Genomic DNA, 19,647 nt, shown 5'->3' with positions numbered 1-19,647 from the left:
ATCGGGGATGGAAAGCAAAGGGGAGGAAATCATGAGTGGTATGCTGGAGGGACGTTCGATCCTTGTCACCGGTGCGGCGGGCGGCATCGGGCAGGCGGCGGCAGTGCTGTTCGCAAAGGAAGGCGCGCGCGTGATCGCGGCCGATCTGAATCCCGACGGGCTGGCGGAAACCGCCCGGATCGCGTCAGACGCCGGACAGGCCATCGAAACCATCGAAGCCAATGTCGGCAGCGAGGATGACGCCAACCGGCTGGTCAGCGAAACCATCAAGCGCCACGGCATGATCGACGGCGCGTTCAACAATGCGGGCATCGAAGGCGACTGGGCGCGGACCGACGAATCCACGCTGGAGAATTTCAATCGTGTGGTCGGCGTGAACCAGACCGGTGTCTACCTGTGCATGCGTGCCGAAATCCAGGCGATGCTGAAGGCGGGCGCGAAGGGGTCCATCGTCAACACCGCTTCCATCGCCGGCATCGCGGGTGCCATGTACATGCCCGCCTACATCGCGTCCAAGCACGCCGTCGTCGGTCTGACCAAGGCCGCCGCCATGGAATTCGCGCGCAAGGACATTCGCGTCAACGCCGTCTGTCCGGGGCCGATCAAGACACGCATGCTGGATACGCTGATGGGGCATCACCCGAAGGCGATGGACGCCACCAGCGATTCAACGGCCATGAAGCGTCTCGGCGAACCGCAGGAGATCGCCGAGGCGGCCTGCTGGCTGCTGTCGGACCGCTCGTCCTACGTGACCGGCGTTGCGCTGCCGGTCGATGGCGGCATGGTCGCGGGACCGTAGGGGTTCGCGCGCGCGAAGACAGCACAACAGGGAAATCGGGAAGGGACGGGACATGGCAGACAATCATCATGCGGCGGGCGATCAGGCGCAGTTTCATCACATGCGGGACGGCACGCTGGACGACTGGCAGATCATCGCCCGGCACAACAAGCCGTTCTCACAGGGGTTGGCGGACCGGCTGCTGACGCATCTGCAGCTGCTGAAGGGGGATTTCGGCGGCTTTGCCGTGGACCGGCTGGAACACAGCCTGCAGACCGCGACGAAGGCGCACCAGGCGGGGGAGGACGAGGAATATGTCGTCTGCGCCCTGCTGCACGACATCGGCGACATGCTGGCCAGCTACAATCACGCGGACCTGGCGGCGACGATCCTGCATCCCTTCGTGTCGGAGGAAAACCACTGGATGGTCGAGAAGCACGGCATCTTCCAGGGCTATTACTTCTTTCACCACCTGGGCCTGGACCGCGACATGCGCGAACAGTTCCGCGGTCACCCGGCGTTCCAGCGTACGGCAGACTTCTGCGAGAAGTACGATGCCGCCGCGTTCGACCCGAACTTCGAGTCCATGCCGCTGGAGGCTTTCCGCCCGATGGTTGCGCGTGTCGTGGCCAAACCGAAGCGGTCGATCTACAAGGCTGCCGTCGAGGCCATGTAGCCGGATCGGGGCGAGGGCCGGCGGGGATTGAAATTTTTTCCGTCTCCAGTGGCGACAAGCCCCTTGCCAGCCCGGGGGATTTGTCCTAAATCCACGGCCTCACGAGCGGGCGTAGCTCAGGGGTAGAGCATAACCTTGCCAAGGTTAGGGTCGGGCGTTCGAATCGCCTCGCCCGCTCCAGTGAATTCAGTGGCTTAGGCCGCGTGCGGTTTCAGGTCCAGGTTACAATCGTAACCGGACCTGGTCGCCGCAAGCGATGTTATCTTGCCGAGCTGACGCTTTCTTTTTTCGACACCTGTCCCTGCCGTCTGGAAGTAGGTCGCTTTTTTTTGCATGGACCGCGTCGGCGGCACATGCAGATCCGCGCGGGTTAACGCTTCCGCAAGCCCGTTGTGTTCCCATCATTCGATGTATCTTTCGCGCTCTGAAATCCGGACCCGTTCTCGGCAATCTGGTTTCACTCTGGTGGAACTGATGGTCAGCCTGTCCATCGTTGCGATCCTGATGGCGATCGGCATCCCGCATTTCCGCGCGCATATTCTGGAAAGCCGCCTGGACAGCGCGCTGCCGCAACTGGCGCAGATTCAGGCCCGCCAGCGCATCCATTTCATCGAGAACGGCGAATATTGCTGCGGGGCCGGCACGACCAGCGAGGACGATCTGGACGCGGGCCTGGGGCTGCGCGTGGAGGAGAACGGCGATTTCTGCTTCGTGTTCGTCTGCACGGACACAAATCTCTGCGCCTCGACCGTGGCCGGCGGGTTCATCTCGCCGACAGAAGCCGGAGACCCCACTCCCGAATTCGAGGTCTGGGCCATCCTGCGCGAAACCACGGGCGTGATTACCGGCCCGAACAGCGTTACCTGCACGCCGCATACATCGAAGCGCCCACCCGAAGGATGGGTCGAGGCCGCCGCGTCGGGCGAACCGGGACGGCAGGGGCTGGCCGTGGTGCTGCGATATCCCTCGCCGGTCAACGGCGTCGACACGGCCACCAGCGCGCGTGGCATCAGACATGTCTGGAATGGGGGGATCAGTCTGACCGATGCGATGCTGCCCTGACCAGATTCGCGGTTTCACCCTGATCGAGGTGATGGCGGCGGGCGTGATCCTTTCGGTGCTCGTGCTCGGCCTGACGCAGGTGTGGGCCGCTGTTGCCGAACGCTCCATCGATACGACCGTCCGACAGAAGGCCGTGTTCGTTCTGAATGGCGAGATGGAAAGACTGTCCGCGCTCTACAATCTGACGGCCTTCGGCGACAGCGTGGCACTGGATACCAATGGCTATGGCGCGCCTGCCGGGTTTGCCGATGACCGTGCGGTCTACAGAACCGCGGCCAATGCCTTCATGCCGACCGGCGCCGATGCCTTTGTGACCGACAGTGTCGCCACGTTCGAGGCCGGGCCCGACGCGCTGGTGCTGCTGGACGACAACAGCCCCGACAGCACTGACCGCGCCTATGTCTGGATCGATCGCCAGCGTGGCATTCTGGGGCGTGTGAGCTGGAGCGAACTCGATATTCCAGCCGGAAAACCCAAAGGCGCAACTGCCGGTGGTAGCGGTCTGTGTTTCGACTTCGCGGGCGGCGTGGACGGAGCCAACTGCCGGGAGATCACGCTTTATCTGGACTACCCGTTCCGGCTGGTCGGTGGAACACCGACCTCCAGCGATGACGTGGTGCGAATCCTGCCGCTCAAGACCATCGTGGGACGCTGGCGATGAGCCCTCGAAGGCAACATGGCGGGTTCACCCTGCCGGAGCTTATGATCGCGGGCGCGATCGCGTCGTTCCTGATGCTGGTGACCTGGGAACTGCTGCTGCAGGGCGCTGAGATTCATGCAGAAACGGAAGCCCGCGCGCGGATGAACGATCAGGCGCGCCAGAGTTTCGAGATCCTGACCCATGGCGGCACGGCGTCGGGCGGTGCGACCGGCACCGATGGTACCGGTCAGGTGCGCGGCGTGCGGACAGGTGAGGCGGTGCCTGCGGGACTGCGGACGAATGGGCGCCTGACCCTTTCGGGCAACGGCCTGCAGATCGACGGTGACCGCAGCGCAGATCAGACAATTACATGCATCGCGGCGAACGATCCCCTGCCGGACTGCACGGGAGAAGGAAATGTCCTGACCGTGCGCGGCTGGATCGCCGAAGACCCGACGCTGCAGGCCACGACACGCAGTGTGGCAGGGCGGACCGTCGAAACGGGTCTCGGCCTCGCGGACCCGTTGCATGTCCAGCGCCGCCAGCGCCGACCCGGTGCGGAATCCGAAGACTATCGCACCATCATCACCCGCATGACCGAAGGGGCGAACTGAGATGGAACCGCATGTACGACAGTCGGGTTACGCCATTGCTGCCATCAGCATCATGGGTCTCGCGGCGATGACCAGTGCTGCCATACTTGTGCAGGAGTCCGGCGTTACGGAAGCCGATGCGGTGGAAGAAAACCTGGTCCGCGTGCGTGCCAACTGGGCAGCGCAAGGACACCTGAATTATATTCTCAGCCGGCTTCGCGAGGATGGATCATGCAACAACGATTGCAAGTCATCAGACAACACCCGTGTCTCCAGGACCGATGGTTTTGGCAATGAATTGACCAATGCCAACCAGAACGGTCCGTCGGCAAATGGAAACAGACGCCGCTGGCAATATGCCGAAATCGACGAGAACTATGCGATTGATGTTGCCTTGGAAGCCTTTGATGCTGGTGGAACCAGTGACGGAAAGATCCAGGTTGATACAGTGTTTCTTGGTTCTTCCGTAAGGCTCCAGAATGTTGATCAGGTCCTCACAAGAATGACTGGATTGACCGCCACGATTTGTACTGCATTGACATCTTCAGGTGATACTTGCCCGGTGGCGGTTGCTGACACTGACGTCGGCGGCATTGCCCGCATCGAAGATTTCAGGGTGCTGCGATGAACCATCAGATGCCAGCCGTTCGGCCGAAACCCGATACGCGCGGCGGCGACCGCCGCGCACATACCCGCTATGAGACGTCCGAACCGGTTCTGACCATCATCGGCGATGTCGCGGTGCCGTGCCGGCTCTCCGACATTTCGATGGGCGGCGCGCTTCTGGAGGGCAAGCTGCCGCTGCAGCCCGGCGCCATCTTCGCGCTGTGCGTGCTGGACCTGCCGGAAATCGAGGTGAAGGCCGTTCACTGCGGAGACGGATTCTACGGGGTTCAGTTCACGGACCCCGGCCGGCACCGCCATGCGGTCGGGGTCTGGATCCGCCGCCGGATGAACGGCAAATGACAGACCTGCCGCACCTGGCTGCTCAATGGCCCGCCTTCGGCGTCGGGCTGGGTGGCGTGCTCGGCCTGATGGGCGGCAGTTTCCTGAACGTCGTGATCGGTCGGCTGCCGCCCATCGCGCTTGACGAAACGCGTTCCGATGAATGGCCGCGCGTCCTGATAACGCCTGGTTCCCGCTGTCCGGCCTGCGGTCATGCGATCCGCGCCCGGCACAATATCCCGCTGGCCGGATACCTGATGCTGCGCGGGCGTTGCCGCGACTGCGGCGCGCGCATCTCCCTGCGGTATCCGCTGATCGAACTGGCCGGCGGCATCCTGGGTGCCGCGGCCGTGCTGGCGATGGGGTTTACCTGGGCCGCGCTGGGTGTCGGTATTCTGCTGCTGGCGCTTCTGGCCCTGAGCGCCATCGATCTGGATCACCAGATACTGCCGGACCAGATCGTGCTGCCGATGCTGTGGACTGGCCTGCTGTTCAACGCCTTCTCGGTTCTGACGTCACCGGCCGACGCCATTGTCGGCGCCGCCGTGGGTTTCGGTGCGCTGACCGCAATCCGTTCGGGCTATCGCGCGCTGCGCGGGGTTGAGGGCATGGGACGCGGCGATGCGAAGCTGGCCGCCATGATTGGCGCGTGGCTGGGCCTGGACGCCGTGCTGACCACGCTGTTACTGGCATTTCTGGCGGGGACCATGGTTGCCCTGGCGGCGATTGCGCTGAAACGGATGCGCACGGATCAGCGCATGCCGTTCGGACCGGCGCTGGCCGCCGGTGCCTTCGTGGCGGCGATGGGGATCAGCTTCTACTGATCCGCTGCTGCCGCATCGCCGGTCGCAGTGTCCGGATCCAGTTCCGAAACCTGTGTTCCCGCCGGCTGGAAATCGATCAGAACCCGTGAGCCGAGCCCCTGGTCGCCATAGCGGTATTCCATGCGCACATAGTTGCGCGCGGCAGGCGCATACCACCATCGCTCGAACCCGGTCCAGCCGGTCACCGCGTTACGGGTGCGCATTACGACGATATAGGTGTCGAACGCGCCCGCAGGCACGGAGATCCGTTCCTGGCCCTCCAGCATCCATGAGGTGACATGCACGCGCGTGACGTTGTTGGCCGTGTATTCCCGCGTGAATACCAGAGGTTCATTCGCGCTGAGACTCATGCCCGCGTCCGCGGGGATCGAGCGGTAGACGATCTCGCGATAGGCGGTCGCAGACTGGGCCGCTTCGCGCAGAAACCCGCGACGGCTGATCCACTGGGTCGGATCGTCGAGACGGCGCAGCAGCGTCACGCCACCGCCTGCGTCCTCGACCTGCAACCCGTAGCCGTCATTGTAGCGCCAGCGGTCTCCGATCTGCCAGCGCGGGGCGCTGACCGACAGCATTGCCGCTGCCTTCTGCGCCGGCGACGCGCTGTCGTGCTGCCGGGAAACGGACTGTGGCGTTGCCGTCGCCGTCACTGGTGCTTCCGACGTGCCGTATCGCGCACTCTGGCAGGCACCAGTGGCAAGCAGCAGGCCAACGGCCAGCAGCCGGTATCGGTTCGCGACCATGATCATTCCACCCATGTCGTTCTTATTGTTCGTCCCGCCGGATCCAGTTCCCGTTCGAGCAGGATTGCCGGAAGCCATCGGTCTTCGATCACCTCGGGCCGCGTCAGGACCCGGATCAGGAAATGCCCGTTCTGCTTCTGCCAGCCGGACAGGATCAGCCGCCGATCGTTGAGCCAGGCCGCCGTGCCGGCCGCACTGGCGAAGCTGGCCGGCTGCTGTGATCGGGTGTCGAAGGAGAGGAATCTCTCGCGCACCACCAGTTCATTCTTCTGAGCAGAAACGATGTCCTCGGCGGCGTCCGCGATATCAGAACGCAGGCCGTTGACATGGATCAGGTGATACCAGGCCGGACCTGCAACCACCGCCAGCAGGCACAGCACCCCGCCCATCCAGGCGAACGTGGTCAGCAGCCGTGCCAGTGTTGCCTTGCGAAGCTGACTCATTCGTCTTCTTCCAGCAGCCGGATCGCGTTCGGAAAGGGCTTGCCGGTCTGATTCATCAGGTCGCTGGACGCGCCCGCCAGCCGCTTGCGCTGCTGCTGGATATAGGCCGGGGTGCCGATCCGCTCGGCAATATCGCGAACGAACGGGATGTCTTCCTCGATGATCCTCGGCGTGATGAAGAAAATGGTTTCGGAGACGTTGTTGGTCGACTGCTCGTTGCTGAACAGAAATCCGAGAAGCGGGACGTCCTTCAGTCCGGGTACGCCCGCATCGCGTTCCAGCCGGTCATCGTCGAACAGCCCACCGACCACGTAGGTGCCGCCGTTGGGTACCAGAACTTCCGTCTGGACTTCCTGACTGCGCACATCGATCTGGCCGAAAACGCCCGCACCGGGTGCGGAATTGACCGCGTTGATGCTCAGGCGGATCAGGTTGCGCTGGTCATCGACGGTCGAGGGCACCACCGAAGGCGTGATTTCCAATGTCAGGCCGGTCTGGATCTCGGCCAGTCCCTGCCCGTTGTCGCCACCCGTATCCACCTGAACGAACAGATCCTGTGCGCGCGTGATGCGGGCGGTGATGTTGTCCAGGGTCACGAGACGGGGGGCGGAAAGAACCTGCGCCTTGTTCTCTTCCTCCAGCGCGTTCAGTTGAAGCTGCAGGATGTTGCCCGCACCGCTGATGACGAACGACGCGAGCGTAGTATTTGCCGCTGCTGCCACCGGCAACAGGGAAAGAGCGTTCAGGCCGTTGGAGTCGAAGCCATTGCCCTGATTGCCGACCTGACCGCCGTTCGTGCCTGTATCGATTGCGCCACTGCGATTGCCGCCCGCCTGACCGGTCAGCGACCCGCGGATCGCGACTCCCAGTTCTTCGGCGACGCCAACCTGCGCGGTCGCGATAATCACCTCGATCTCGATCATCTTCAGCGGCTGATCCAGTTCCAGAACGACCTTCTCGACACTGGCGATGGCTTTTGGGGTACCGCGAACGATCACGGAGTTCGTGCGGGGGTCTATGGATACCTGCGGTCGGATGATCTCCTGCATCCGGCGATAGAAGGCCTGATCGCTTTCTCCGTTCTGACCGCCGCCGACATCGAATCCGGGCTGGCCGGAACGTGCGACGCTCAGATCTCCCAGCATGGCTTTCAGGGTTTCCTCGATGCCGGGCACAGTGATCGAGCGGCCGTGAAACTGGCGCGTCGTTGCGCCAACCGATGCGAACCGCAGGGGTATGACCTTCACATCTGCCTCGACGGCCTGACGGTACATCTGTTCCTCGATCTCGGCGCGGCGATTGGCAATGCGCTTGGCTTCGAACTCCTCGGCCTGCGCCTGGCGGACCCCGGCAGAATTCTCGACCCGTGCGATCAAGGCGCTGATCTCGGCAATACGGTCCGCTCGACCTTCCACCAGAACGGTCCGGGTGGCCGGATCGTAGTCGATACCGTCCATGCCGATCTTGAACCGCGTCAGCATGCTGCGGATCGCCGGAAAACTGGCATAGCTCAGCGTGATGAATTCACGCCGCGGTGTCAGATCAGTACCGCTTTGATCGGCATAAAGGGTGACTGTTCGGGTGGCGGGATTGTATTCCCAGGCCAGCCCCTGTTCGGTGACGATCTGTTCGAAGGCATGCCGCGGCAGCACCTTGTCGAACTTCAACGATACCTGGCCGGCAACATCGGGTCGGAAAAATGCCGACAGGCCAGCAGTCTGCAGAATACTGCGGAGCACGGCGCGAACATCATCATCTACAGATGTCCGGCTATAGCTGATCTGATCGTTCCAGGGCAGGGCCGCTGTCTGTTGCGCGCCGGTGGGCGATGTCCATAAAAGAAGCAGCAAACTCGCCGTTGCGACGGCGCACCGCTGAGATGCGCGAAAACCACGTAGAAGACTGATCATACTGGGGCCCATGGTTCTGTTTCTCCCGGAATTCTTCTCAGGAACACCGGCTCTCACGCACCGGTACGGTTAACCATGATGAATGCATTTGGTTAAAGCAGGCTTAAGCTTCGGGTGAGACTGTCGCCAGAATTGCTGTCGCGTCGTCCTGGGGGGAGAGGCCCGAGACCAGAGCCTCAATTTCCGGATCGCAGGAATTCTCATCGAAACCACGCTGCGACAGGGCCTCCAGCAATACGTCGTCGCAACCGTCCGAGGCGATCAACAGAGACAATGACCGATCCAGCGGGACCGCGGATATCGATATCTCGGGTGACGGTACCAGGCCGATCGCGCTTCGGATCCGGGCCTTACGCATCGACCGCGCATTGCCGGCGGACGCATGGTCTTTTGTCAGGCGCTTCAGCTTTCCATCTGTGACCAGAAAGACCGCCGAATCGCCAGCATGAAAGACGATGACCCTGTGCTGCGGCCAATCCACCAGAATGCCTGCGACACAACAACCGCCGCGGCGACGCTCGGTGTTCGGCATGCTCAGGCTGCGCGACAGCAGTTTGCCGTTCACGTCGTCCAGAAGCTGCCTGAGAGCGCGTTCCCGATTCTTGCTTTCAACCAGCACGTTGCTGCCGCTGGCGAGAGCGTTGATGCAGGCCTCCGCGGATTCAGCGCCGGCATCGGAACTGCTGATACCGTCCGCGACGACCAGCAGGGGAGGAGCCGTGAGATTGAGATATCGGTCGCCGTTCGCTTTCCGGCGGACGCCCTTGATGGAGAAACCGGAGAACTGCAGGACGTTTCCGGCGATTGCAGTTGCCGAAGATTTCTCAGCTGCGAGACTGCCTGATGGCATGAAGACCATATCAGGATGCCGCCATCAGCGTATTCGAGTTCGATTGATCACCGGTCTCGGAAAGTTCGAACTCGATGCTTGGCACTCCGGCCGTTCCGGGACCGTCACCCAGCAGAATACGCCCCCCATGATCAAGCGGCGCGCTGCTGTTCTGGTGCACGAACTCGGTACCACCGTCATGGCGCACGACATAACAGCCCCGGCGGCTCTGATCGACGAGGTAGAAATGTCCCTGGCTGTGGATGATCCGGGCGTGGGGCCTTGAAATACGGGGGTCCGAAAGCGAGAGATCGCAGATCAGATCGGGCCGACGGGGGTCCGGTCGACCGATCACGAATTCACCGCCGTCCTGATAGATGAGATTCTGGTGTCCATTGTGCGTGACCCGAAGGCACACGGACATATCGACGGAATCGTCGTCATCGTCGAACTGCGTCATGTCATCCTCGGCGTCATTGTGGACAATTCGCCGGGCCGGGAACCTGATTGTCACCGAGGTGCCGACGCCTTCCTCGCTCTGCAGCGAAATCTCGCCATCGTGGTGTTCGACCATCGAACGGGCGATCGCGAGCCCCAGTCCCGCGCCACCATGACTGCGACTCAACGTGCTGGATCCCTGGAAGAAGGGCGCAAACACCTTCTGTATCTTGTCTTCCGCTATGCCAATGCCGTTGTCGGACACGGTCAGCGTCAGGCTGTCGTCGTTCTCGATCCGTGCGGCGATCACGACATGCCCGGACTCCTTGGAATAGCGGATGGCGTTGCTGACGATGTTGATCAGCATCTGCCGCAAGGCTCGCTCGTCGCCGAGGATGTGGCCGAGGCCAGGTGACAATCGGATATCGGTCCGAACGCTGCCCTTCCGGGCGTCCGGGCCCAGGAGGCGCACAACGGAATGGATCAGTTCGACCGGATCGACTTCAACATCCTGGAAATCGATCTTGCCGGACTGCATGCGCGAGACATCCAGAAGGTCATCGACCAGCGAGAGCAGGTGTCTGCCACTGTCGGTGATGTCCTTGAGATAGGTCTTGTACTGATCCGTGCCAACGGGGCCCAGTTGTTCGCTGTGCATCAGTTCGCTGAAACCGATGATCGCGTTCAGGGGTGTGCGCAGTTCGTGACTGAGGGTGGCCAGAAAGGTTGCCTTCGCCGAATCTGCGGCGGCAGCCCGATCGCGTTCGTTCTCAAGCTCCTCGGTGCGGACCTCGAGTTCCGACCGGGACTGCGCCAGTGCCGCTTCAAGCTCAGCAATTTTCTGGTCATCGTCTGTCATCATCGTACCGGACTTTGCCATTTGTTTCCGGACCTGAAGAAGCGGTTTCCCCGGACCGGTATCCAATAGTGGCAGGTAGATGTTAAAATACCTGTAAAACCAGCGATGCCGCCGCTCATCGCTGTGCTCCAGCGCCGTTGTCGCCAGCCTGCTGATTCCTGAACCGCAGAATATAGAGTTCCACTCCGCCGGGATCGTCGCGTCGCAGCAGGATCCGGTCATCCAGGATCGAGGTGATCTCGCGGCCGGAGATTTGATCGCCAATCTGGAAATCCTGATTGTCGATGGTGGCGATGCGCACTTCGCCCAGTTCGGCGATGCCCGAAAGCGTGAGGATATCCGACAAGTCGATTCGATTCTCGCCATTCGCTGTATTGGCGTCGAGCCGCTGAAAGGGATTGCGCCGTCCGGCAGAGCCGATCTCGTTCGCCAGTTCGGCCAGCCGTGGAATCTTGAGGGTACGCGCATTGTTGCTGGGCAGCAGCTGAATCTGGAAGAGGGCTTCCGGATCTTCGCTCGGCGCATTCTCGATCCTGGCGCCGAAGGCCACCAGTTCGACATCCAGTTCTTCCAGTGCCGCGATGAATCCCTCGAAATCATGGTAGTTGGCCTTGATATCCACCAGAAACAGGTCTTCCTGATCCTGGTGTGGGCGGATGCTCTGAATGGGGACGTCGTGTTCCATCGCGATCCGGCCAATGCGATCGATGAAGACGGGCGTGGAGGTCAGCCGCGGCTGGCTTTCCTGCGCCGCGATCTGCTCGGTGGCATCCTTGAGACGTATCGCGACCCGGTCCGTATCCTGCAGCAGGTGCGCGCGCACCACTGCGGCCGATGCTGACAGGTTTCCGTGAATCACCATCATGTTCACGACCCAAGCGATACCGAACGCCGCCGCAAGAAACAGAAGCGAACGGACCAGCGGTGACAGAGGCGGCATCTCAAGTGTCTGGCCGAACAGTTTCATCGGGACTGTTCCTGACCGCGCGGGCCCAGGTTCAGGATGTTCTCCTGGACTTCGTTGCGACTGTCTGTCGTTCGCCTCAGTCCGTCCAGCGCTCCGTCATTTTCGCCGCTCGCCATCGCCTCGGCCGCCTGCTTGCGCTTGTTCCTGTCGTACCATGCGTGCAGTTCAAAGGTCACCTGACCCGTATCTGTCGGCTCCATCCCTTCGAAGGTGATCTGGCGGAAATCACTCATGAAGCGAGGATCGGCTTCAAGACGTTGAATGAAAGTCGCCACCTCGGACAGATGTTCGCGATCATCCAGCATCGTGCGGCCACGAATCAGAAGCTTCGTCGTAATGACGTCGGTCGCACCGACGCTGCGTTCGTCCTGAATGATTGTCGTGTCCGTCAGCCATAATCCCGATGGGATTGCCTCGGAGATGGCTAGAAACTTCTCGGTCCAGAGAATCTTGTTGGTCACCTGATCGCGGGTCCGCAGATCACGTTCATGACTGGCGAGCAATGCATCGAGTTGCGTCCGCAGAGAGGTTGTCCTGTCCGCTGTCGCAATCAGCGCATTGGAGTTGCGCCGCGTATCGGCCAGAAGCGGTGAGAGCAGCATGTCATTGATCAGGAAGACACCCAGAAGCGCGCCGACAATGGCTGCGCCGACCGAAGCGCGGCGGTTCCGCTTCTGAATATCCGGTTCGGGTTTCGCACCGCGTTTGCGTTGTCCACCGTTCTTGTCTTTCCGGCCAGGCTCTACCGCCGGTTTCGCCTGCGGCGTTGCGGTCCGCACATCTTCGTCAGGCACGAAGGCGTCGTCCTGAAACCGGTAATGAGTCTTGCCGTGCACGATCAGCGAATCTTTTGTGCCGCGCAGCAAGTTCAAGGGTGCCTTCAGCCCCGGCGCATGCGCGACTGAGACCGGCGTTTCAAAGGCGATACCGATCTGACCTGAAAGCCAGTTCCGGAGGCCGCGCATCTCGTCAACGCTGCCGGAAAGTGCAAGGGCGGAGGGGGGGTCGGCCAGCCTGTTTTCCGCAAAATCGTCGATCGTCTGGATGATGTCGCGGACCAGATTTGCGGCCACCGAGACCAGGGCGCGATCCGAACGGCTCATCCGCGTCGAGGTCTCGTCACCTTTCAGGTCAAGATGGGAGATCAGATCGCGGTCAGCCAGCATCGCCAGTGCCTCGTCGTCAGACAGGGACTGCGCTTCAGCAAGCTTGGATGCGAAATGAAGCGTGCCGATGGGCAAGACGCGCTGTACGATTGCCCCGGAGGCGCCTTCTGCCAGAATGATCTGGGTATGGCGTGAGCCGATTTCGAGCGAACCCGTTGTGCACTCGGGTTGTCCTGTCGCACGGCTGATGACATCTACCGCCACGGGCGCGATCGAGCGTATCCGAATGGCCAGGTCGCCCGCTGCGCTGAGATAATCGCGTATGCGGTCCAACGGCACCGCAGCGATCACCTTGCGTTCCATTTGACCCGGATGGTCCGGACCGAACGCGCAGACATCAAAAGCGGATTCATCCCGGCCGAGCACTTCTCTCGCAAGTTTGGCGGCGCTTTCCCGATCGCTCATTCCCGCCCGGATCAGCCGGTTGTCCAGAACTTCGATCTGTGGATCGCTGACGGCAAGATCTATCCATTTGAGCCGTCGGCGTTCTTCCGGCTCAATCGCCGCAAAGGCAGCCTCGACCTGTCTCAGTAGTTCTCCCTTGTTGCGATAGCCGGGAGGCAATACGACTCGGTCCGATGCCTCACGGTCCGTCCGATCGGCCTGATCGGAAAGCACGGAGAGCCGCCAGCCCCCCGCATCCACGCTGATCTGCGCTCCCCTTGTCAGAGCGTCACTTTCAGAGTCCGTGGAAATACCCTTGCTTACGTTCTTGCGGCCGCGCTGCAGCAGCGACGTCACGCGGGGCTTAACAATGTCGGCAATCCGGCTCATGCGTAATGGTTTAGGCCTGTATGGTTAATGTCGACTAAACATTCCCCGACAGTTCGAAAACCGGCAGGAATGCCGCCACCATCATGCCCGCGATGCCGACGCCGACGACGGCGGTCAGCAACGGGTTCAGCATGGTCGTGATACCGGTCAGCCGCTGCAGCAGGATCGTGTCGAAATACTCCGATGCCGAGATCAGCAACTCGTCCAGTGTTCCGGCTTCTTCGCCGGTTGCGATCATCTGCACGACGACATCACCGAAGATATCCTCACCCCGGAAAGCCTGGGCAAGCGAACTGCCGGCCTCGACCCGGTTGGCGACGTCGTGCACCGATTCCGAGACATATGTGTTGGAAGCGGCATCTGCCGAAGTACGCAGGGCCTCAACAGCCGGAATGCCGTAGCGCAACTGCACACCGAATGTCCGACAGAAACGGGAAAACGCCGAAAGCCGCCAGACCTCTCCGATCAGCGGGATTTTCAGCTTCCATTCGTCCCACAGCATGCGGCCGGAGTCCGAGGCGATCCACGTCACCAGCATGACAATGCCGCCGACAGCCGCGATCAGCAGCAATGGCCAGTTTTCGATATAGGCATCGCCCAGGTCCATCATCAGCTGTGTCGGTGCCGGAAGTTCGCGTCCCAGCGTCGAGAACATCTGGCCGAAGCGCGGCAGGATGACGAAGGTCATCATGTGAAAGACCATGATGAACACGCCCGTCACGAACAACGGATAGGTCAGTGCCGCTCGAACCTTCTTGGAGACGGTATCCTTCTGCTCCAGATAGTTGGAAAGCTGCTGCAGGGCGTCGGCCAGACGCCCTGAATTCAGCCCTGATCGGACCACACTGACATACAGGCGGCCAAAGACCTTGGGGTGTTCGGACATGGAATCGGCCATGTCGACACCGGCGCGCACATCTTGTGTGACGGATTCCAGTACATCGCGAAGTCGGCCGCGCGGCAGTTCCCGGGCCAGATTGGCCAGGGCCACAGTCAGGTGCAGACGTCCGTTGATCATCGCCGAGAACTGGCGGGTAAAGATGTAGAGGTTGGAGAGCTTGACGGTGTTCAGCATCAGCTGTCACCCAGCACTCGGATTACTTCGGAGAAGGAGGTGCGTCCCTCTTCGACCAGGTAAATGGCATTCTCCATCATGGACATCATGCCGGCATCGCGCGCGACCCCCCGGAACCGCGACAGATCGAAATGATCTGAAAGAATTTCTTCGCGCAGTTCGTCGGTCATGGCGAACAGTTCGTGCACCGCCTGCCGGCCCGCATAGCCCGTATGCCGACAGTGCGAACACCCGGTGGTGGCCGAATAGGGCAGATCAGGCTCGATCCGGATTCCCAGACGATGGAGCTTTTCGGCGGAAACGCCCTCGGCCCGCAGGCCCGCAAGAATCTCCTGACCGTCCAGCGTTGTGACGCAATGTTCGCAGTGTACCCGGACCAGCCGCTGGGCGATAACCAGTGACAGGGCGTTGGCAATCAGAAACGGCTCCACATTCATGTCGAGAAGCCGGTTCACAACGCCCGCCGCATCGTTGGCATGGATCGTCGAGAAGACGAGATGGCCGGTAAGTGATGCCTGCACCGCCAAATGAGCTGTTTCGCGGTCACGGCACTCGCCCACCATGATCACGTCCGGATCCTGCCGCAGAATGGTCCGCAGGCCATTGGCGAAGGTCATGCCGATGGTATCGTTGACCTGGGTCTGGTGCACGCCTTTCAGGCGGTACTCGACCGGATCCTCGATGGTGACGACGTTGCGCGCCACACGGTCGATTGAGGAAAGGCAGGAATAGAGTGTCGTAGTCTTGCCCGACCCGGTCGGCCCGGAAAGCATGATCATCCCGTAGGGTGCGTTAATGCGGTCGAGTAGCAGCCGCAGGTCATGGTCCGTCAGGCCGAGACTTTCCGGACGCGGCCGCAGTGCCGATTCATCGAGAAGGCGCATTACGATCTTTTCGCCGGTCACCGTCGGCAAGGTGGACACGCGAATGTCCACGGGCTGGTCACGTATCGCGACACTGATGCGGCCATCCTGGGGCAGGCGGCGCTCGGCGACATCCAGATTGGACAGCACCTTGATGCGTGCGATCACCGTGGCCTGCATTTCGCGCGGCAGGCGCAGTTCCTCATGCAGCACGCCGTCGACGCGGTTGCGCACGATAAGGTTTTCGCCAGTAGGTTCGATGTGGACGTCCGAGGCCCCGAACTCATGTGCCTTGTGCAGGATATAGTCGACCACGACGGGGATATCCCAGCCCTCGATATTCTCGGCGCGCGTTTCTTCGGCCGCCCAGGAAATATCAATGGGGACGAACATGGTGCCATGATCGTCGCTGTCAGATCCGAGCGAGCGATAGCGCCCGAGTCCGTCCAGCAGCACATCTGGCAAGACCGGTATGGCGACAACCTGGTCCCTGCCCGAACGGCGCTGAATCCAGTCGCGCACGGCGACATCGAACGGATCGACGGTGGCATATCGGAACACACCATCTTCCGGGCTGCTGAGCGGCAGTACCTCGAAGCGGTCCGCAAGACTGGCCGAAAGCCACTGCGCATGCTCCAGGATCGGAAACAATGTCGACTTGTCCGCGATCAGGTCCTGACCGCAGCGCCGTGCAACGGCACGATAGACTTCCGCAAGATCTCCGGCCATCCGGTCGCGTGCCAGCATGCGCAGGAAGCTGACACCTGCTTCGCGGGCTTTCAGGGCGACGGAGACGGCACGACGCTCCTGCATCCTGCCATCGCGCACCAGATCACGGGCGAAACCGCGCAACACGTTACTCTGGGCCTTTGGATCCGGCGCGACGGGCGGGCCGCCCGCCGGATGGTCTTCGTCATCCAACGTTTTTTTATCCGGTTCGGAAGGAAAGAGAACGGTCTCGGCATTCTCCTCGCCGGATTCGGTCAGGAACTTCAGGGCCTGACCACTTCGTCGCGCTGCGGCCTGTTCCAGAAGTTTGCGGACGACGGGATTGTCATTTTCGTGTGCAGGGGATGTGACCAGGTCGAGTGGCGATGTCAGCGCCTCGATCGCTGCATCCGGGAGGGTTTCGTCCGGCTGGGTCTCCTCGATGGCTTCGTATGGTGTTCCCGGTTCGTCGGACACCGGGTTTTCATCGTCCTGGCCGGGGGCAACCGCATCAGGACCATCCAGGGTGGTCTGATGCGTCGCGGCGATCTCGTCAGCCGCGTCCATGACCGTTTCGTCGTCCCAGCCCGAAGCTGTCGAATCGGCTTCGGTCATGTTCTTGCGTGGTGAGTCAGCCATTGTCGAACGCCACACGAAACCCGAGATCGTTGCGCCGAGACGACTGATCGACCCCGTCCCGGAATGCGCATCGGCACAGATGCGCCATGCCCTCGTGACCGCCACCCCGGATGGCTCGTTTCTGATCCGTTGTGTCATCATGGCAGGGATCTTCACAGCCTTCCCGCAATTGCCGGTAGGCCTGTTCCGAATACCCGTCCTGGCACCATTCGGCGACATTGCCGGCCATGTCCCAGAAGCCCAGGCGGTTCCGCCCCTCGGGATAGGCCTTGACAGGTGTCGTCGCGCCGACCGCCTCATCGAAATTGGCGAATGCGGGCCCCGGTGGCTGATCGCCCCAAGGGTATTCGACAGCCTTTGCGCCGGCCTTGGCGGCCACTTCCCACTCGGCTTCTGTCGGCAATCGTCCTCCCGTCCACGTGCAGAAAGCACGGGCTTCGTTCCAGTCGACCATCACGACAGGGTGGTCAGACTGCCCGAATACCGGGTCATCGATCAGGGGCGGTGGTTTTGCGCCGGTGTCGCGCACAAAGGCGAGATACTGGGCGTTTGTGACCGGAGTTTCGGTCAGGCGATAGGAAGAGAGCTTGATACGGCGCATCGGCTTCTCGGCTGCGTGCCGGACGTTGGGCGGCGAACCGATCAGGTATTCGCCCTCCGGGACCGTGATATCGGTTAGTTGATCGTTCTGTCCGTCCCGCACCCGGTCGCCGGTGCGATCGGCGATGATGGCATGCAGCGAACGGACGATCTCGGTCGCGCTTTGTGGCCTTTTGTCAGGGTCAATGCTCAACAGCCGCATGATCAGCCGGTCGAGTCCTGCAGAAACAACGTCCGATAGCTTGCCGGGCGACTGCAGGTCCACGCCGATCCAGTCGGTCCGTGTGATCTTGCTGGGCCGGGCGCGGCCCAGCGGATGCTGACCTGTCAATAGTTCGTAGGCGATGACCCCGAACGAGAAGAGATCGCTTCGGACATCGACGAAGCCGTCAAACTGTTCTGGAGCCATATAACGCGGCGTGCCGCCTTTCAGGCCGGTGCCTTCGTCCTTGTCCAACAGCGAAAGGCCGAAGTCCAGAATCAGCGGTCGGTTGATATCGCCATTCATCAGAAAGATGTTCGCCGGTTTCAAGTCCCGGTGAACGATGCGTCGGTGGGCCACCGAAAGCGCGTCCGCTATCTGCAGCAAAAGGCCAAGCCGATCGTCGAATGTCTCGATCTGCCGATCGCGGTTCGCGGCGATCCAGTCGCTGAGTTCCTCACCTTCCAGCAGATCCATGACGACGCCGAATCCTTCCGGCCCGTCGTATATGTCGTGTACTGGGCAGATCGCCGTGTGCCGCAAGGCACGGGAGACCAGCACCTCCCTGAGCATCAGCTTGCGATTGCGTTCCGACTGCTGCTGGTCACTGCGCAGAAGCTTGATCGCCAGATCGATTCCCAGAAGCGCATCGTGGACCCGAAAGACATCAGCCGAGCCGCCGCGACCGATGTGTTCCCAGTTTCGGAACCTCGATCCTGGCGTATCGAGGCGTGCACTGGAAGCCGGAAACGTCGCATCGGGTCGCTGCGAAGAGGCGGAGACCGACGCGGAAGAAGGATTCTTCTGCGCCGGCTCCGATTGTCCCGCCAGTGTCATCTTTCAGCCGGGCCTTAGCCGCAGCTGTCGCAGGTCGCCTGCACCGCACCGGTTGCAGCGCAGTAACCGCCGGCCGTCAGGTTGGTGAAGTCGGTTTCGCCGTTCACGTACGGTGCCCGGTTCAGATTGCTGTCCCAGCCCGTGGCCGTCGTCTTGACGTTTGTGTATGCGATCTTGCCGCCGGTGACGCCGGAACTGGCGCGCCCGCTTGCCGTGATGCAGACGACAACCTCACCTTCCAGGGGCGTGCCTGTGCCGCCGACCGTCGCGTCAATCGTGTAATCGAAATTGCCATCCGGGTTCAGCACCAGAAAGGGAATGATCGTTGTCAGTTCGGTCGTGCCGGAGCTATCAGGTGTCAGTTCGGTACCGTCGATGTCGGCGACCACATCAGCCGCGCTCTTGAGCTGCGAATCCTCGTAGGTCTTGATACCCGCTGCGATGCGACCTGCGGCCTGACTGACCTCTGCGGTCTCACTTGCGCGCACATAGGCGAATACACGGGGAATGCCGATCGCGGCCAGAATCCCGATAATGGACACCACCACCATCAATTCGACCAGCGTGAAGCCAGCCTGTCGTTTCTTGCTGTTGCGCTGTGCGGTCATTTTCTGCTCCTCAACACGGTACCGGACGTTGGGCGGCCTTCATGATCAGGCAGCCCAGAGTTCATTGCTTCGTGCACGAGAGAGTGACAGCGAAGTATGAAAAAGTTGTAAAACCGTGTTTTCGGGCGTCGCGGTCGATGCGATTTCCGTCGTGCGTATCCTGTCAACGCGAGCCCGATCTGATCGCCGGTTGAGCGACTTCCGAGCGAACGAGAAATTCCTTCATTCCGGGAATGCTATCGTGCTTAGCTCCCTTTTTTTCAGTGCCATTTCTGATCAGAGTCTCGGGCACAGGCGGACGCGTCTTCAGCGGTTGATGAGGGCGAGCATGATTGCGAAACAGGCGCTTTTGCAGGAGTTCATTGACGAAGCAGATCGACTTTATCCTGAAGTCACTGTGCACACTCTCACTTGGGGCGAGATTGACCTGGAACGTCCCGATGAAGTTGCTCCAGAAAACCCATAATGACC

Annotated in this window: 20 protein-coding genes and 1 tRNA gene; 10 read left to right on the top strand and 11 right to left on the bottom strand. The window is 61.4% G+C overall.

What is annotated here, in order from left to right:
* Positions 1-31: 31 nt before the first annotated feature.
* From ACN0X7_RS15405 to ACN0X7_RS15365, 9 genes are all read left to right on the top strand, one after another.
* Positions 32-799, top strand: coding sequence for a glucose 1-dehydrogenase (locus tag ACN0X7_RS15405; protein WP_417518836.1), 768 nt, complete (start codon positions 32-34; stop codon positions 797-799).
* Positions 800-851: 52 nt separating this feature from the next.
* Positions 852-1,454 carry an HD domain-containing protein gene (locus ACN0X7_RS15400; RefSeq protein WP_417518834.1) on the top strand — a complete coding sequence of 201 codons (603 nt, stop codon included), beginning with the start codon at positions 852-854 and terminating at the stop codon, positions 1,452-1,454.
* 105 nt (positions 1,455-1,559) lie between these two features.
* A tRNA-Gly gene (locus ACN0X7_RS15395) sits at positions 1,560-1,634 on the top strand.
* A 153-nt stretch (positions 1,635-1,787) separates the two neighbouring features.
* Positions 1,788-2,516 (top strand): type IV pilin protein, encoded by a 729-nt coding sequence (locus ACN0X7_RS15390; protein WP_417518833.1) that lies wholly within the window; start codon positions 1,788-1,790, stop codon positions 2,514-2,516.
* Positions 2,500-3,177 (top strand): type IV pilus modification PilV family protein, encoded by a 678-nt coding sequence (locus ACN0X7_RS15385; protein ID WP_417518831.1) that lies wholly within the window; start codon positions 2,500-2,502, stop codon positions 3,175-3,177. The genes ACN0X7_RS15390 and ACN0X7_RS15385 overlap by 17 nt, the downstream gene beginning before the upstream one ends.
* Positions 3,174-3,770, top strand: coding sequence for a PilW family protein (locus tag ACN0X7_RS15380; RefSeq protein WP_417518829.1), 597 nt, complete (start codon positions 3,174-3,176; stop codon positions 3,768-3,770). Before ACN0X7_RS15385 ends, ACN0X7_RS15380 begins: the two co-directional genes overlap by 4 nt.
* 1 nt (position 3,771) lies before the next feature.
* Positions 3,772-4,377 (top strand): hypothetical protein, encoded by a 606-nt coding sequence (locus tag ACN0X7_RS15375; protein ID WP_417518827.1) that lies wholly within the window; start codon positions 3,772-3,774, stop codon positions 4,375-4,377.
* A gap of 8 nt (positions 4,378-4,385) precedes the next feature.
* A complete protein-coding gene (locus ACN0X7_RS15370) occupies positions 4,386-4,715 on the top strand; it encodes a PilZ domain-containing protein (RefSeq protein WP_417518825.1) in 330 nt (109 codons plus the stop codon).
* Positions 4,712-5,518: a prepilin peptidase gene (locus ACN0X7_RS15365; protein ID WP_417518823.1), complete on the top strand. Its 807-nt coding sequence runs from the start codon at positions 4,712-4,714 to the stop codon at positions 5,516-5,518. The genes ACN0X7_RS15370 and ACN0X7_RS15365 overlap by 4 nt, the downstream gene beginning before the upstream one ends.
* Here ACN0X7_RS15365 and ACN0X7_RS15360 read toward each other — a convergent pair.
* From ACN0X7_RS15360 to ACN0X7_RS15310, 11 genes are all read right to left on the bottom strand, one after another.
* The gene (locus tag ACN0X7_RS15360; RefSeq protein ID WP_417518821.1) at positions 5,512-6,258 is read right to left on the bottom strand and encodes a hypothetical protein; all 747 of its coding nucleotides are present in this window, start codon (positions 6,256-6,258) and stop codon (positions 5,512-5,514) included. The two genes, ACN0X7_RS15365 and ACN0X7_RS15360, sit on opposite strands and share 7 nt — an antisense overlap.
* A gap of 2 nt (positions 6,259-6,260) precedes the next feature.
* The gene (locus ACN0X7_RS15355; RefSeq protein WP_417518819.1) at positions 6,261-6,701 is read right to left on the bottom strand and encodes a hypothetical protein; all 441 of its coding nucleotides are present in this window, start codon (positions 6,699-6,701) and stop codon (positions 6,261-6,263) included.
* The gene (locus ACN0X7_RS15350) at positions 6,698-8,368 is read right to left on the bottom strand and encodes a secretin N-terminal domain-containing protein (RefSeq protein ID WP_417518817.1); all 1,671 of its coding nucleotides are present in this window, start codon (positions 8,366-8,368) and stop codon (positions 6,698-6,700) included. The genes ACN0X7_RS15355 and ACN0X7_RS15350 overlap by 4 nt, the downstream gene beginning before the upstream one ends.
* A gap of 346 nt (positions 8,369-8,714) precedes the next feature.
* Positions 8,715-9,461: a PP2C family protein-serine/threonine phosphatase gene (locus ACN0X7_RS15345; RefSeq protein WP_417518815.1), complete on the bottom strand. Its 747-nt coding sequence runs from the start codon at positions 9,459-9,461 to the stop codon at positions 8,715-8,717.
* Between the two features lie 10 nt (positions 9,462-9,471).
* Complete coding sequence (locus tag ACN0X7_RS15340; protein ID WP_417518813.1) at positions 9,472-10,740, bottom strand: ATP-binding protein; 1,269 nt, start codon at positions 10,738-10,740, stop codon at positions 9,472-9,474.
* A 112-nt stretch (positions 10,741-10,852) separates the two neighbouring features.
* On the bottom strand, positions 10,853-11,704 hold the full coding sequence (locus tag ACN0X7_RS15335) for a hypothetical protein (protein WP_417518811.1): 852 nt from the start codon (positions 11,702-11,704) through the stop codon (positions 10,853-10,855).
* Positions 11,701-13,644 (bottom strand): hypothetical protein, encoded by a 1,944-nt coding sequence (locus ACN0X7_RS15330; protein WP_417518809.1) that lies wholly within the window; start codon positions 13,642-13,644, stop codon positions 11,701-11,703. The genes ACN0X7_RS15335 and ACN0X7_RS15330 overlap by 4 nt, the downstream gene beginning before the upstream one ends.
* Before the next feature lie 34 nt (positions 13,645-13,678).
* Positions 13,679-14,719 carry a type II secretion system F family protein gene (locus ACN0X7_RS15325; protein ID WP_417518807.1) on the bottom strand — a complete coding sequence of 347 codons (1,041 nt, stop codon included), beginning with the start codon at positions 14,717-14,719 and terminating at the stop codon, positions 13,679-13,681.
* Complete coding sequence (locus ACN0X7_RS15320; RefSeq protein WP_417518805.1) at positions 14,719-16,929, bottom strand: GspE/PulE family protein; 2,211 nt, start codon at positions 16,927-16,929, stop codon at positions 14,719-14,721. Before ACN0X7_RS15320 ends, ACN0X7_RS15325 begins: the two co-directional genes overlap by 1 nt.
* A complete protein-coding gene (locus tag ACN0X7_RS15315) occupies positions 16,922-18,568 on the bottom strand; it encodes a bifunctional serine/threonine-protein kinase/formylglycine-generating enzyme family protein (RefSeq protein ID WP_417518803.1) in 1,647 nt (548 codons plus the stop codon). Before ACN0X7_RS15315 ends, ACN0X7_RS15320 begins: the two co-directional genes overlap by 8 nt.
* A gap of 14 nt (positions 18,569-18,582) precedes the next feature.
* The gene (locus ACN0X7_RS15310) at positions 18,583-19,176 is read right to left on the bottom strand and encodes a type II secretion system protein (RefSeq protein WP_417518801.1); all 594 of its coding nucleotides are present in this window, start codon (positions 19,174-19,176) and stop codon (positions 18,583-18,585) included.
* 328 nt (positions 19,177-19,504) lie between these two features.
* Between ACN0X7_RS15310 and ACN0X7_RS15305 the strand changes: the two genes are divergently transcribed.
* Positions 19,505-19,642 (top strand): hypothetical protein, encoded by a 138-nt coding sequence (locus ACN0X7_RS15305; protein WP_417518799.1) that lies wholly within the window; start codon positions 19,505-19,507, stop codon positions 19,640-19,642.
* The last annotated feature ends 5 nt before the right edge of the window (positions 19,643-19,647 follow it).

The sequence above is a fragment of the Minwuia sp. genome (assembly GCF_048263705.1).
Taxonomy (GTDB): domain Bacteria; phylum Pseudomonadota; class Alphaproteobacteria; order Minwuiales; family Minwuiaceae; genus Minwuia.
Note: the sequence above shows the minus strand (reverse complement) of the source record. Positions and strands in the feature narration are given on the sequence as shown.

Excerpts from the sequence above, each read along its gene's own strand:
- ACN0X7_RS15325 (WP_417518807.1), bottom strand. The coding sequence starts at position 14,719 with ATGCTGAACACCGTCAAGCTCTCCAACCTCTACATCTTTACCCGCCAG.
- ACN0X7_RS15315 (WP_417518803.1), bottom strand. The coding sequence starts at position 18,568 with ATGACACTGGCGGGACAATCGGAGCCGGCGCAGAAGAATCCTTCTTCC.
- ACN0X7_RS15375 (WP_417518827.1), top strand. The coding sequence starts at position 3,772 with ATGGAACCGCATGTACGACAGTCGGGTTACGCCATTGCTGCCATCAGC.
- ACN0X7_RS15335 (WP_417518811.1), bottom strand. The coding sequence starts at position 11,704 with ATGAAACTGTTCGGCCAGACACTTGAGATGCCGCCTCTGTCACCGCTG.
- ACN0X7_RS15405 (WP_417518836.1), top strand. The coding sequence starts at position 32 with ATGAGTGGTATGCTGGAGGGACGTTCGATCCTTGTCACCGGTGCGGCG.
- ACN0X7_RS15400 (WP_417518834.1), top strand. The coding sequence starts at position 852 with ATGGCAGACAATCATCATGCGGCGGGCGATCAGGCGCAGTTTCATCAC.
- ACN0X7_RS15345 (WP_417518815.1), bottom strand. The coding sequence starts at position 9,461 with ATGCCATCAGGCAGTCTCGCAGCTGAGAAATCTTCGGCAACTGCAATC.
- ACN0X7_RS15385 (WP_417518831.1), top strand. The coding sequence starts at position 2,500 with ATGCGATGCTGCCCTGACCAGATTCGCGGTTTCACCCTGATCGAGGTG.
- ACN0X7_RS15365 (WP_417518823.1), top strand. The coding sequence starts at position 4,712 with ATGACAGACCTGCCGCACCTGGCTGCTCAATGGCCCGCCTTCGGCGTC.
- ACN0X7_RS15310 (WP_417518801.1), bottom strand. The coding sequence starts at position 19,176 with ATGACCGCACAGCGCAACAGCAAGAAACGACAGGCTGGCTTCACGCTG.
- ACN0X7_RS15320 (WP_417518805.1), bottom strand. The coding sequence starts at position 16,929 with ATGGCTGACTCACCACGCAAGAACATGACCGAAGCCGATTCGACAGCT.
- ACN0X7_RS15370 (WP_417518825.1), top strand. The coding sequence starts at position 4,386 with ATGCCAGCCGTTCGGCCGAAACCCGATACGCGCGGCGGCGACCGCCGC.
- ACN0X7_RS15355 (WP_417518819.1), bottom strand. The coding sequence starts at position 6,701 with ATGAGTCAGCTTCGCAAGGCAACACTGGCACGGCTGCTGACCACGTTC.
- ACN0X7_RS15380 (WP_417518829.1), top strand. The coding sequence starts at position 3,174 with ATGAGCCCTCGAAGGCAACATGGCGGGTTCACCCTGCCGGAGCTTATG.
- ACN0X7_RS15340 (WP_417518813.1), bottom strand. The coding sequence starts at position 10,740 with ATGATGACAGACGATGACCAGAAAATTGCTGAGCTTGAAGCGGCACTG.
- ACN0X7_RS15360 (WP_417518821.1), bottom strand. The coding sequence starts at position 6,258 with ATGGTCGCGAACCGATACCGGCTGCTGGCCGTTGGCCTGCTGCTTGCC.
- ACN0X7_RS15305 (WP_417518799.1), top strand. The coding sequence starts at position 19,505 with ATGATTGCGAAACAGGCGCTTTTGCAGGAGTTCATTGACGAAGCAGAT.
- ACN0X7_RS15330 (WP_417518809.1), bottom strand. The coding sequence starts at position 13,644 with ATGAGCCGGATTGCCGACATTGTTAAGCCCCGCGTGACGTCGCTGCTG.
- ACN0X7_RS15390 (WP_417518833.1), top strand. The coding sequence starts at position 1,788 with ATGGACCGCGTCGGCGGCACATGCAGATCCGCGCGGGTTAACGCTTCC.